12 protein-coding genes are annotated in these 12,423 nt (G+C 62.5%); 7 read left to right on the top strand and 5 right to left on the bottom strand.

The window, feature by feature from the left end:
• The first annotated feature begins 23 nt into the window (after positions 1–23).
• Genes RLN94_RS03770 through RLN94_RS03755 form a run of 4 tightly spaced genes read left to right on the top strand, consistent with a single transcriptional unit; the run spans position 24 to position 4,280 of the window.
• Positions 24–1,331, top strand: coding sequence for a hydroxymethylglutaryl-CoA reductase, degradative (locus RLN94_RS03770; RefSeq protein ID WP_350132096.1), 1,308 nt, complete (start codon positions 24–26; stop codon positions 1,329–1,331).
• Positions 1,332–1,356: 25 nt separating this feature from the next.
• Positions 1,357–2,397 carry a TRAP transporter substrate-binding protein DctP gene (dctP, locus tag RLN94_RS03765; RefSeq protein ID WP_350132093.1) on the top strand — a complete coding sequence of 347 codons (1,041 nt, stop codon included), beginning with the start codon at positions 1,357–1,359 and terminating at the stop codon, positions 2,395–2,397.
• 60 nt (positions 2,398–2,457) lie between these two features.
• Positions 2,458–2,958: a TRAP transporter small permease subunit gene (locus RLN94_RS03760; protein WP_350132090.1), complete on the top strand. Its 501-nt coding sequence runs from the start codon at positions 2,458–2,460 to the stop codon at positions 2,956–2,958.
• Complete coding sequence (locus tag RLN94_RS03755) at positions 2,958–4,280, top strand: TRAP transporter large permease (RefSeq protein ID WP_350132087.1); 1,323 nt, start codon at positions 2,958–2,960, stop codon at positions 4,278–4,280. Before RLN94_RS03760 ends, RLN94_RS03755 begins: the two co-directional genes overlap by 1 nt.
• A gap of 26 nt (positions 4,281–4,306) precedes the next feature.
• Here the strand turns inward: RLN94_RS03755 and RLN94_RS03750 are convergent, their stop codons facing one another.
• On the bottom strand, positions 4,307–5,170 hold the full coding sequence (locus RLN94_RS03750; protein WP_350132085.1) for a MurR/RpiR family transcriptional regulator: 864 nt from the start codon (positions 5,168–5,170) through the stop codon (positions 4,307–4,309).
• 376 nt (positions 5,171–5,546) lie between these two features.
• On the opposite strand from RLN94_RS03750, the gene RLN94_RS03745 reads away from it, so the two are divergent.
• The 3 genes from RLN94_RS03745 to RLN94_RS03735 are packed head-to-tail and all read left to right on the top strand — an operon-like array spanning position 5,547 to position 8,548.
• Positions 5,547–6,125 carry a TRAP transporter small permease subunit gene (locus tag RLN94_RS03745; RefSeq protein WP_350132082.1) on the top strand — a complete coding sequence of 193 codons (579 nt, stop codon included), beginning with the start codon at positions 5,547–5,549 and terminating at the stop codon, positions 6,123–6,125.
• A complete protein-coding gene (locus RLN94_RS03740; RefSeq protein ID WP_350132079.1) occupies positions 6,125–7,450 on the top strand; it encodes a TRAP transporter large permease in 1,326 nt (441 codons plus the stop codon). The genes RLN94_RS03745 and RLN94_RS03740 overlap by 1 nt, the downstream gene beginning before the upstream one ends.
• 60 nt (positions 7,451–7,510) lie before the next feature.
• Positions 7,511–8,548, top strand: a complete 1,038-nt coding sequence (locus RLN94_RS03735; RefSeq protein WP_350132077.1) for a TRAP transporter substrate-binding protein — start codon at positions 7,511–7,513, stop codon at positions 8,546–8,548.
• Between the two features lie 155 nt (positions 8,549–8,703).
• Here the strand turns inward: RLN94_RS03735 and RLN94_RS03730 are convergent, their stop codons facing one another.
• The 4 genes from RLN94_RS03730 to RLN94_RS03715 all read right to left on the bottom strand — a co-directional run bounded on the left by RLN94_RS03730 (position 8,704) and on the right by RLN94_RS03715 (position 12,423).
• Complete coding sequence (locus RLN94_RS03730; RefSeq protein ID WP_350132074.1) at positions 8,704–9,555, bottom strand: amidohydrolase family protein; 852 nt, start codon at positions 9,553–9,555, stop codon at positions 8,704–8,706.
• Positions 9,556–9,557: 2 nt separating this feature from the next.
• Positions 9,558–10,712: a mandelate racemase/muconate lactonizing enzyme family protein gene (locus tag RLN94_RS03725; RefSeq protein WP_350132071.1), complete on the bottom strand. Its 1,155-nt coding sequence runs from the start codon at positions 10,710–10,712 to the stop codon at positions 9,558–9,560.
• Positions 10,709–11,614 carry a 5-dehydro-4-deoxyglucarate dehydratase gene (gene kdgD / locus RLN94_RS03720; protein ID WP_350132068.1) on the bottom strand — a complete coding sequence of 302 codons (906 nt, stop codon included), beginning with the start codon at positions 11,612–11,614 and terminating at the stop codon, positions 10,709–10,711. The genes RLN94_RS03725 and kdgD overlap by 4 nt, the downstream gene beginning before the upstream one ends.
• Before the next feature lie 77 nt (positions 11,615–11,691).
• A complete protein-coding gene (locus tag RLN94_RS03715; protein WP_350132065.1) occupies positions 11,692–12,423 on the bottom strand; it encodes a FadR/GntR family transcriptional regulator in 732 nt (243 codons plus the stop codon).

Raw genomic sequence — 12,423 nt, 5'->3', positions numbered from 1 at the left:
GGGATCAAGTTGGAGGAGAACTCATGAAAGACCCGAACCGCGGTGCACCGGCCGCAGTCGATTCCCGCATCGGTGGACTTCGCGATATGGAGCCCGCCGACCGGCGCAAGGCCATCGTATCGGCCGCCGGGATGGATCAGGCCGGCGCGGCGGCGCTTGCGGGCGAGGGTACGCTTGGGCTCAGCGTGGCCAACGGGATGATCGAGAATGTCATCGGCAAGTTCGAGCTTCCGCTCGGGGTGGCAACGAATTTTCTCGTCAACGGGCAGGATTACCTCGTTCCCATGGTTGTGGAAGAACCCTCGGTCGTGGCCGCGGCGTCCTACATGGCCAAGCTGGCGCGTCCAGGTGGCGGTTTTACCGTCCGGTCGACCCCGCCCATCATGCGCGCGCAGGTTCAGATCATCGGTGTGACGGACCCGTGGGGCACGCGCGCCGCGCTTCTGGCGCATGAGGACGAACTGATCGAGATGGCCAACTCCCGCGACACCGTGCTCGTGGGTCTCGGCGGCGGCTGCAAGGGGATCGAGGTCGAGGTTTTCGCCGAAAGCCCGATAGGCCCGATGGTCGTCCTGCATATTCTGGTCGACGTGCGCGACGCAATGGGCGCCAACACCGTCAATTCCATGGCCGAGATGCTGGCCCCCAGGATCGAGGAGATTTCCAAGGGCAAGGTGCGGCTGCGCATCCTGTCCAATCTTGCCGATCGGAGGCTGGTGACCGCCAGCGTGCGGCTGGCGCCCGAGGCGCTGGACACCAAGTCGCTCCAGGGGGCCGAGGTGGCGCAAGGCATGGTCGAAGCCTGTGCGCTGGCCATCGTCGACCCCTATCGCGCGGCGACCCACAACAAGGGCATCATGAACGGGATCGATCCGGTGGTCGTGGCCACCGGCAATGACTGGCGGGCGGTCGAGGCCGGGGCGCATGCCTATGCCGCGCGCTCGGGCCGTTACACGTCGCTCACGACCTGGGAGGTCGCACGGGACGGCGCGCTTGTCGGGACGTTGGAGATGCCCATGGCGGTTGGTATCGTCGGCGGGGCGACACGGACGCATCCGGCGGCGCAGGCGGCGCTCGAGCTGATGAAGATCACGTCCGCGAAGCAACTGGCCGAGGTGATCGCCGCAGTGGGACTGGCGCAGAACATGGCTGCGTTGCGCGCGCTGTCCACGGAGGGGATACAACGCGGGCACATGGCCCTGCACGCCCGCAATATCGCGATCACCGCCGGCGCCAGTGGGCCGGATATCGACAGGGTGGCCAAGGCCATCGTAGCTGCGGGCGACATCAGTGTCGGTCGGGCAAAACAGGTGCTGGACGGCAGCGCATAAAACCATCCAAGGGAGGATACACATCATGACCAATACCACACGACGCCACATGCTGCGTCTGACCGCTGCCAGCGCACTGGCGGCACCCGCTATCGTGTCGGCCAGCGCTGTCCGCGCGCAGGGCACCACCCAGTGGCGCATGCAGGCGCTATGGGGCGGCGGCACGACGCCCATGCTCTACGAGGAGAAGTTCTGCGAACGGGTGAAGCAGCTGACCGGCGGCTCGCTCGAGATCACGCCGTTTTCCGGTGGCCAAATCGTGCCCGCGGCCCAGGCCTTCGACGCCGTACGTGGCGGCGCCTTCCAGATGATGAAAACCTTCGACGGCTACACTGCCGGCAAGATCAAGGCGCACGGGTTCTCCTCGACCGTTCCCTTCGGTTTCCCCGAGGCGGACCAGTACGAGGCATGGTTCTACGAACGCGACGGGCTCGAAATGGCCCGTGAAAGCTACGCCCCCGCAGGCCTGACCTATGTCGCCCCGACGGTCTATGGCGAAGAGCCGATCCATTCCAAGGTCGAGATCCGCAGCATTGCCGACATGGACGGTCTCAAGGGCCGGTTCGTGGGCCTCGCCGCCGCCGTGATGGCCGATTTCGGCGTCTCCGTCTCGCCGCTGCCCACGGCCGAGGTCTACTCGGCCCTCGACAAGGGGCTGATCGACTTCGCCGACCGCGGCGACATCAAGGCCAATTACGAGGAAGGCCTGCACGAGGTCGCCAAGTACCTGATCCTGCCCGGCGTGCATCAACCCTCGACCGCGACGGCCTATGTCGCCAACACCGCCGCCTATGACCAGCTCGACGACCAGCAGAAGGCGGCGCTCGAAGTGGCGGCACGCGAAGTCTCCGGCGCCCTGCGCCAGAACATCATCGTCGACAACGGCGAGTACCTCGAGAAGTACCGCGAAGCCGGCGTCGAGATCGTCGATTTCGCGGCCGAAGACGTGACCCAGGCCCGCGCCTCGGCCGTGGAAAGCTGGAAGAAGGCCGCGGGCGACGACGAACTCGCCAAGCGCATGATGGAAAGCCAGATGTCGCTGATGGAAGAGCTTCGCCTGCTCTGATACCAGACGGTGGCCGCGCCGGCCATCGGCGCGGCCCTCGCAAGCCTCGGAGATGACCTCATGATTGCCCTCGCCCGGAGCGTGACCGCGCTGAACCGGCTGATGTTCTCGCTGGCCAAGTGGCTGGTCTACGGCATCGTCCTCCTGATGCTCTGGGAAGTGCTGTCGCGCTATCTCCTGCAAGCGCCCACCTCCTGGGCGCCGGAACTGGCCACGCTCGTCTTCGGGCCGTTCTTCCTGCTCGGCGGGCCCTACCTGCTGCATCTGGGCGGGCATGTGGCGGTCGATATCGTCTCCGAAAAGGCCACCGGCTGGCTCGCCGCAGTCCTGAAAATTGTCGGCTTCCTGCTGGCGGCGGCCTTCGGGGCCATCCTGCTATGGTTCAGCGTGCCTCTCGTGCTGCAATCCTTCACCTACGGCGAGACCAGCTATTCGGCGTGGAACCCGGTCGTCTGGCCCGCCAAGGCCTTCCTGCCGCTGGCCGCGCTGCTGCTTGTGCTTCAGGCGCTGGCCGAGCTCGTCCTGATCTCCCGGCCCACCGAACCCCCCGAAGCCGCGTGATGGAAAGTTCGCTGATCTTGCTCTTCATGTTCACCTCGCTGGTGGTGTTCATGCTGTCCGGCGCGGGGCTGGCCTTCGTGCTGGGCGCCATCGCCTTCATCTCGACGATCCTGCTCTGGGGGCCCTCGGCGCTGATCGTGGCGGTGCTCAACACCTTCGACACGATGACCTCCGAGGCGCTGATGGCCATTCCGCTCTACGTGCTGATGGCCTCGATCCTGCAGAAATCGGCGATCATCGACGCGCTCTACGACGCGATGGAGGCTTGGTTCTCGGGCGTCAACGGCGGGCTCGCGGTGGGCACCATCGCCATCTGCACCATCCTCGCAGCCATGACCGGCGTGGTCGGCGCGGCGGTCGCGGCCATGGGCATCCTCGCCCTGCCTTCCATGCTGTCGCGCGGGTACCATCCGCCGCTGGCGCTGGGGGCCATCTGCGCGGGCGGCACGCTCGGGATCCTGATCCCGCCCTCGGTGGTGACGATCGTCTACGCGATCACCGCGCAGATCTCGATCGGCAAGATGTTCGCCGCCGGCATCGTGCCGGGCCTGATCCTCGCAGCCAGCTACGCCCTCTACGTGCTCGTCCGCACCTGGCTCAACCCTTCGCTGGCGCCCATCCCGACAGACACTGTTTCGCTCCCTCTGCGTGTGAAACTCTCCAAGCTCAAGGCGCTCATCCTGCCGGGGCTGGTGGTGGTGGGCGTGCTCGGGTCGATCTATGCCGGCATCGCCACACCCACGGAGGCCGCGGCGGTCGGAGTGCTGGGCGCCGCCGCCTCTGCCGTGGTGACACGCCGCCTGTCCCTGCCGATGCTCTCCGACGCGGCAACCGATACCCTGCGGGTAACCGCGATGATCCTTTGGATCACCATCGGCGCAAGGGCCTTCATCTCGGTCTTCGTGGCCACGGGCGGGGCGGATTCGCTGCTGAACTTCGTCGAAACGCTCGACGCGTCGCGATGGGTCATTCTGGGGGCGATGGTTCTGGTGCTGATCTTCCTAGGCCTGTTTCTCGACGAGATCGGCATCATCCTGCTCTGCGTGCCGGTCTTCCTGCCGATCGTGGCGGCGCTGGACTTCGATCTGCTCTGGTTCGGGGTGCTGTTCATGATTACCGCGCAGATGGCCTATATCACGCCGCCCTTCGGCTATACGCTATTCTACCTCAAGGGCGTGCTGCCCGAAGGTATCGGCATCGGTCAGGTTTATCGAGGTGTCATACCGTTCTTCCTGATCCAGGTGGCGGTGCTGATCCTGTTCGCGATCTTCCCTGACCTCGTGACATGGCTGCCGGAGGCGTTGAGCCGAAACGCAAGGTAGCCTCGCCCTCGCGACCTGCGGAAGGTTCACTTGCGGAATATGCAGGTGGAGCGGAACATGTCCTCCAGTGCTTCGATCCGGTCGCGCGCCTTTTCCAGACGTTGTGTCTGAATGGCTGCGATCAACGCCTCCACGATCAGATTTATGCCAAGCGTCGAGTCCCAACTGGAAGGCACCTCGACCATCGCGTTGATCACGTGGTCCGCCGATGTGGAGATAGGCGAACCCCATTGGTCGGTGAACAGGACGATAACGACGCCCCTTTGCTTGGCCAGATCCGCAAGCCGCGCAAGATCGGCCTCGTAACGGCGAATGTCGAAGATCACGAGAACCGAGCTTGGGCCCATGTCGATAAGATATTGTGGCCAGACATTCGGAGATTGAGACAGCAGCGTAACGCCGGGTCGTATGATCTGCAGATGGTTGAAGAAGTAATCTGCGTTCGATCGCGTGATGCGACCGCCCAGAAGATAGATGTTGCGTTGCGTATCCGCCAGCGCCTTGGCCAGGGCGTTGAAGGTCGCAGGATCAAGCCGCGCGATCGTCTGGTCGAGATTCTCGAATACCGTTTCGGCGAAATTGCGGAAATCAGGGGAGTCCTTTCGCCCCTCCGGCCACCCCTCCCGCTTCAGGATAGGCTTCTTTATCTGGGCCGACGCTTCTTCGCGCAGCGCAGCCTGCATTTCGGGGAAACCGTCGAAACCCAGTTTTCGCGCCAGCCTGATCACACTCGGGGTCGAAACGCCCGCGGCCTCCGCAAGCTTGGTTATCGATTGCAGCCCGGACATGGGGTAATCCTTCAGAAGAGTGTCGGACAGCAATCGTTCAGCCGGGGTGAGTCTGCTGGCCTTGTCCTTGAGTCTATCCTTCAGGATTTTGGAATGTCTCACCTGCGCTCTCTCTTGAAGCGTTTGTTACAGGGTAAATAAGGGTTGTAGCGCCGTCTACATAATTTTCTTGACAGCTTTTGCGTGGCCAACCCTAAAGTGGCGGTGTGAGCGGATCGAAACCATACCGGATTCTGACGGCTGAAGGTGGATCGCCTGCGGCCGTTTTGAACGCGCGCGGGAAGGTACCGGCTTGTCTTGCCTGCGAACTTTCCAGCGTCGTCTTTCCTGCTGCCCTCAGCCCGCTCGGACCGGCCGGGAATGATCGCTATTCTCATGAGGTGTTGGACATGGGGGCCGAGATGAAGGTTCGGAGCCTGTCGCGAAAGCCCCTGGTTGGAGTGCTCACCCCTTCTCCTGACCTACAGGCCGCATCCGCATGACCGGGTTGATGTTCTCATACGTCAAGTGGGTCGATCGCATGAACCGCTGGGTCGGGCGCATCGTGATGTACGGGATATTCGTGATGATGGCGATCCTGCTGTGGTCGACCTTCACCAAGGTCGGAAGCGATCTGGGCGTGCAGATCAACCCCTCGCTCTGGACGCTCGAGATGGCGCAGTTTGCGATGGTCGCGTATTTCATCCTCGGCGGGCCCTATTCGATCCAGATGGGTTCGAACGTGCGCATGGACCTTCTCTATGGCGAGTGGAGCGAGCGGCGCAAGGCGCAGGCGGATGCCTTTACCGTGCTGTTCCTGATCGTCTACCTGGCATTCCTGCTCTGGGGCGGATGGGACAGCCTGATGTATTCCTTCAAATACGGCGGCGAGCGCAGTTCCAGCGCATGGCGCCCCTATATGTGGCCGATCAAGACGATCATGGTGTTCGGTATTTTCCTGATGCTGCTTCAGGCGACCAGCGAATTCTTCAAGGACATTCTCAGGCTCAAGGGGCATGACATGGGGCCGAAAGACGTGGACGAAAGTGCCCCCGGTGCCACGGAGACGAACGCCTGATGTCATACGAAGCCATCGCCGCGCTGATGTTCGCCTCGATGATGCTGATGCTGCTGACGGGACAGCGTGTATTCGGCGCCATCGGTTTCGTGGCCGTGGTCGCGGCGTTCTTCCTCTGGGGCGACAGGGGGGGGTATGACCTCGGCTTTTCGGCGGCAGTCAAGCTGATGAACTGGTATCCGCTCCTGACGCTGCCGATGTTCATCTTCATGGGCTATATTCTGTCCGAAAGCCGCATCGCCGATGATCTTTATCGCATGTTCCATGTGTGGATGGGGGGGCTCTCGGGCGGTCTGGCCGTCGGCACGATCGGGCTTATGGTTCTGATCTCCGCCATGAACGGGCTATCGGTTGCGGGCATGGCCATCGGCGCGACCATCGCGCTGCCCGAGCTGCTGAAACGGGGGTATGACAAGCGGATGGTGACCGGGGTAATACAGGCCGGGTCCTCGCTTGGCATTCTGGTGCCACCTTCGGTCGTGCTGGTGCTGTATGCCATGATTGCGCGACAACCGGTGGGCCAGCTTTGGCTGGCCGGGGTTCTGCCTGGCTTGATGATGGCGGGCATGTTCGTGATCTATATCGTGATCCGCTGCCGCCTGAATCCTCAGCTCGGACCGATCCTGCCCAAGGAAGAGCGCGATATCCCGATGGACGAAAAGATCCGGCTACTGGGGGCAGGGTTCTTACCGCTTTTCATCTTCTTCGCCATGATGGTGCCTTTCGTCAACGGCTGGACGTCGCTGGTGGAATCCTCGGCCATCGGCGCGATTGCCGCTTTGCTTGCGGCCGTGCTCAAGGGCCGCATGACCCGGCAGGTGTTCGAGACATCGGTACGAAAGACACTCGGCATCTCCTGCATGTTCATGTGGATCATCCTGGCAGCGCTGGCGTTCGGCTCGGTCTTCGACGGGCTGGGTGCGGTCAAGGCAATTGAGAGCCTATTCACGGAACAGATGGGCCTCAGCCCCTGGATGATCCTGATCCTGATGCAGCTGTCTTTCATAATCATGGGCACGTTTCTTGACGACACTGCCATGCTTGTGATCGTGGCGCCGCTCTACGTGCCGCTAGTCGGGGCTTTGGGCTTCGACCTGATCTGGTATGGTGTGCTATACACGATCACTACGCAGATCGCCTACATGACGCCGCCCTTCGGCTACAACCTGTTCCTGATGCGCGCGATGGCGCCGCCAGAAATCACGCTGAAGGATATCTACACCTCGATCCTGCCTTTCGTGTTGGTGATGGTGGTGGCACTGACGACGATCATGATTTTCCCCGAAATCGCCCTGTGGCTGCCGGGGTACGTCTATGGAAATTAATTAAAGAGACCTTGGTCACAGGGCGGACGAACAAGCGAACCAAACAGAGAGGGTTTAAAGATGACGACCAGACGCAATTTTTTGAGGGCGGCCGGTGTGGCTGTGCCTGCGACGCTGGCAACGCCGGCAATCGTCAAGGCGCAAAATGCGATCAAGTGGCGCTTCCAGACCTATGCCGGCAGTGCCCTTGGCGAACAGGTGACCAAACCGGCCATCGATTATATCAACGCCAATTCCAACGGCGAGCTTGAGATCGAACTGTTCTATGCCGATCAGATCGTTCCCACCGGCGAACTTTTCCAGGCGTTGCAGCGTGGCACGATCGACGGCGTCCATTCGGATGACGACTCGATGGCGTCTCCCACCCCTCTCCGGGTCTTCGGCGGCTATTTCCCCTTCGCCACGAAGCATATCCTCGACGTGCCCGTGCTGTTCAACCAGTATGGCCTCGCCGATATCTGGCGCGAGGAATATGGCAAGGTCGGTGTGCAATGGCTGTCGGCGGCGGGACAGGACCCGTGTAACTTCAATACCAAGAAGGAAATCACGTCAGTCGACGATCTCGACGGGCTGAAGCTCTATACGTTCCCGACCGCCGGCCGCTTCCTTGCCAAGTTCGGTGTGGTACCGGTGAATATTCCCTACGAGGACGCCGAGGTCGCCGTACAGACCGGCGAGCTTGATGGCATGGCATGGTCAGGCATCACCGAAGACTACACGGTGGGCTGGGCCGACGTGACCGACTACTTCCTGACCAACAATATCTCCGGCGCCTGGATCGGATCGTGGTTCGCCAATCAGGAGCGTTGGGCCGAACTGCCCGATCACCTGAAATCCGTCGTCATGGCGGGGGTCGAAGCCGGGCATACCTATCGCAACCAATGGTATTGGGGCGGCGAGGCCGCGCTGCGTGCTAACGGTGACAAGCTGGAACTGCGGTCGGTGCCCGCGTCCGAGTGGGCCGAGGTCGAGAACGCCGCAAAGGAATTCTGGGACGAGATCGCCCAGGAAGGCGAAGTTCACGAGAAGATCGTCGGCATCTTCCGCGAGTACAACTCGGTCATCAACCAGGCCGGCGTGCCCTACAATTTCGAGTAAGTCAGTCCGCACCTACGGAGCGCCTTTCCCAAGGCGCTCCATTCACATCACGGCTGGTGCCTCGGCCGAGAAACGTCCGTCGTCCCATCGAATGTACCAACGACAACCTCCTCGGAAGATGGTCGAACCGTAGCACTCAAGCGGATCGTAGGGTTTCAGAACCCGAAAAGCGCCGCTGGCGTGTCGCGAACCGTGCGTAGCATCGTATCCTCGTCCAGCCAGCCCAGTACTGTATCTGTCAAATCCGCGTCGTCGGGATAATCCGCCGAGGTCTTCGCCAGGTTGTGCGGCCAGTTGGTGCCCCAGATCAGCCGATCCGGCGCATGGGCGGCCATGGCGCGGGTCATGGCGGCAATGTCGGCATAGTCCGGACCGCCGGACCGGGAGCTTTCGTAGCAGCCCGCCAGCTTGTACCAGCAGCGGCCACCGTCGATCAGGCGTCGCAGGGCATCCGCCTGCGCATTTTCGGGGGTGGCGCCTTTAAAGAACTTGCCGTGATGATCCAAGATCCAGTTGCTTTTCAGACCGGCAAGGCGCTGTTCATGGTCGAGAATGTCCGAACCGTCGAACTGTACCGCCAGAACCCAGCCCTGGCTCGCGGCCTTGGCGTCGACCTCTTCCAGTTGCTCGAGACCGACGGCCCCGCCCGGCAGGTCCATGATCCGCGCGCCGACGATGCCGGCAGCGGACAGGCGGTCGAGTTCGGCCTGAGGCGTGTCGCGGTCGATCACGGCCACACCACGGGCCCGGTCACCAAGCTGGTCGAGACATGCCAGAAGGCACGAATTGTCGCCCTGCTGCGCATTGCCTTGCGTGACCACCATGCGGGAAATGCCGATCCAGTCGGCCATCTGCAGGTACATGTCCGGCGTCGGCAACGGATCGGGCGGATTCCCGGGCCCGCCGGGCAGGGCGGGGAACCCGGGCAGATACATGTGGCATTGCGTGTCGATGGCCCCTTCGGGCAGGCGGATGGCGGGCGGGACGCCGGTCAGTTTGCGATCCATGGTCAGGCCTCCTTGGGGGCAAAGTCGCGCAGGGCGTCTCGGTTGATCTCCACCCCCAGGCCGGGGCCGTCGGGGATGGCGACCACACCGCCCTCGTGCTCGATCGGACGGATCACGACGGCCTGCCGGAAGGGGTTTTCGGTGCGGTCGAACTCCAGTATCGGCTCGACAGGGTTCACTCGGACGGGGTTGGGCACCATTGCCGCAATGAACTGAAGCGAGGCGGCGATCTGCACCGCTGTCCCCCAGACATGGGGAACCACGCGGATATTGTGCAGCGCGGCCAGATCGGCGATGCGTTTCATCTCGCTGAACCCGCCACACCCGCAGAGATCGGGCTGAAGGATATCGACGCAGCGGGTTTCCACCGGCGCGCGCATCCCCCATCTTGTGTGCCAGGTTTCGCCCCCCGCTACCGGGATGGGCTGCTTCGCGCGGATTTCACGATAGGCGGCCAGATGTTCGGGGGTCACGGGTTCCTCGAACCAATCGACGCCATAGTCGGCGGCGGCGCGACCAACACGGATCGCCTCGAGCGTGTCAAAGCCATGATTGCCGTCGATCATCAGCCGCATGTCCGGGCCCATGGCGTCGCGCACGGCGCGGATGACGGCAATGTCTTCCTCATAGCCAAAGCCGATCTTGATCTTCATGGCGTGGAATCCGGCGGCGCGGTGGCGCGTGGCCTCTTCGGCATTGTCGGCCGCCCGGTCGACGCCGTCGCGCTTGAAGGCGCCGGTGGCATAGGCGCGGACATGGTCGCGGAACCGTCCGCCCAGAAGGGTCGAGACCGGCACACCGAAGTGCCTGCCCTTGATGTCCCACAGCGCCACGTCGATTCCCGACAGCGCAGTGACGGTCAGACCGCGCTGGCCCTGATCGCGCATCGCATTGTAAAGCACGGCCCAGATCTTTTCGGTCTCAAGCGCGTCCATCCCGATCAGCCAGCTGGCATAGGTCTCGACCACGGCACGGTTGGCCTTGGCCGGCCCAAGGCATTCGCCCCAGCCCACCGTGCCGTCATCGCAGATGATCTCGACCAGTAGATGTTGCCGACGGTCGAACCGCATCGAGGCGCTTTCGAACGCCGTATCGAGCCGGTGTTCCAGTAGGTGAGTGCGAACGGCCTCGATCTTCATCTTCTGTGCCGGTTTCATCGTTTGTACGGCGCAATCAGCTCCGCCAACATGCCCGTCTCCACCTCGTCCAGATCCGTCAGCGGGGACCGCACTGGCCCGACCTCGAACCCCTGCAGACGGACGCCGGCCTTGATCGCGGATACGGCATATCCCTTGCAGCGGTTGCGGATCGCCATGAAGGGATAGAAGAACTCGTTCAGGATCTCTTCGCAACGGCTGCGGTTGCCGGCGCGCAAAGCATCGTAGAATTCGACGGCAAGGCCGGGAACAAAGTTGAACACTGCCGAGGAATACGTGCTGAAGCCCGCGCCCAGATAGGCTTCGGCAAACAGCTCGGCCGTCGGCATCCCGCCCAGATACATCAGCCTGTCGCCCATTTTTGCCGTCACTTGCCGGACCAGCCCGATATCGCCCGACCCGTCCTTGAACCCGATCAGGTTGGGGCAGTCGTCGCAGAGGCGCGCCAGCGTGTCGGGCATCAGGATGGAATTGTCGCGATTATAGACCATGACCCCGATCCCGATCGAGTCACAGACCCTCTTGACGTGAGCGTAAAGTCCCTCCTGCGGTGCGTCGATCAGGTAGTGCGGGATCAGCAGAATGCCGTCGGCGCCGGCCTTCTCGGCGGATTGCGCGATTTCGACGGCGAGCTCGGTGCCATAGCCGCAGCCCGAGACGATCGGCACATCGCCCGCGCTGGCTTTGGCGGCCTGCACGATCTCCGGGATCTCGGAAGGTTTGAGGGAAAAGAACTCCCCCGTGCCGCCGGCGGCAAAAAGCGTCGCGGCGGGATAGCTCGACAGCCAGCCGACGTGATCTTCATAGACCGCACGGTCAAAGGCGCCACCGGCGCCAAAAGGGGTCACGGGAAAGGACAGAAGGCCTGAGCCCAGTGAAGTCTTGAGGTTTTGCGGGTCCATGATGTTCTCCGGTATTCGGTTCGGCCCCAGAGCTACCCGAGACACCAGATGAGTGTCAACAATCTGTATGATGTATTTTAGGGTCTGCGCAGCATGTTCCGATATCTCTGCTGGCTTCCCTTCAGGTGACGCCGCATCGCATCCCGTGCCGCCTCCGCGTCACCGGCTGCAATCGCATCGGCGATTGCGCGATGCTCGTCCGAGATCAGATTGATGTAGCTGTCCGGGCTGCGCTGTTCGCCGCGGGCCTTGAGCGCGGAGCGCGGGATCACGGATTGTCCCATCAGGTCGAGGAATTCCGCAAAGCGCGGGTTGTTGGCGGCCGTGGCGATGGCCCGGTGCAGGCGGAAATCGGCTTCAGTCGTGGCCTCGCCCCTCTGGGCCAGCGCGCGGATCTCGGCCTCGGCTTCGTAGATTTCTTCTTCCTGGGCGGGAGATCGACGCGTGGCAGCCAGCGCCGCAGCCTCCATCTCGACGGCCGTTCGGAACTCAAGCATCTCTACAATTGAGGAAATCTTGTCCATATCGACGATCTGAAAGGAGCGTTGAATGCTGGCCGAGGGCTCTTGTACAAAGACACCGGCACCTTGACGCGGCTCAACCAATCCATCCGCGCGCAGTGCGGCGATCGCTTCGCGAACAACGGTACGCGATACCGAAAACGCCTCGGTAAGTTGAGCTTCCGAAGGAAGGCGATCCCCCACTTCGAACTCACCGCTTTCGATCCGACCGCGCAGCCCGGCGGTAACTTCGGACACCAGATTGCGCCTGCCGCCAGATGAAGTGTTTTTGAGTGGAGTCTTTGTCAT

Source organism: Roseovarius sp. (assembly GCF_040223625.1).
In the GTDB taxonomy this organism is placed as follows: domain Bacteria; phylum Pseudomonadota; class Alphaproteobacteria; order Rhodobacterales; family Rhodobacteraceae; genus Roseovarius.
Note: the sequence above shows the minus strand (reverse complement) of the source record. Positions and strands in the feature narration are given on the sequence as shown.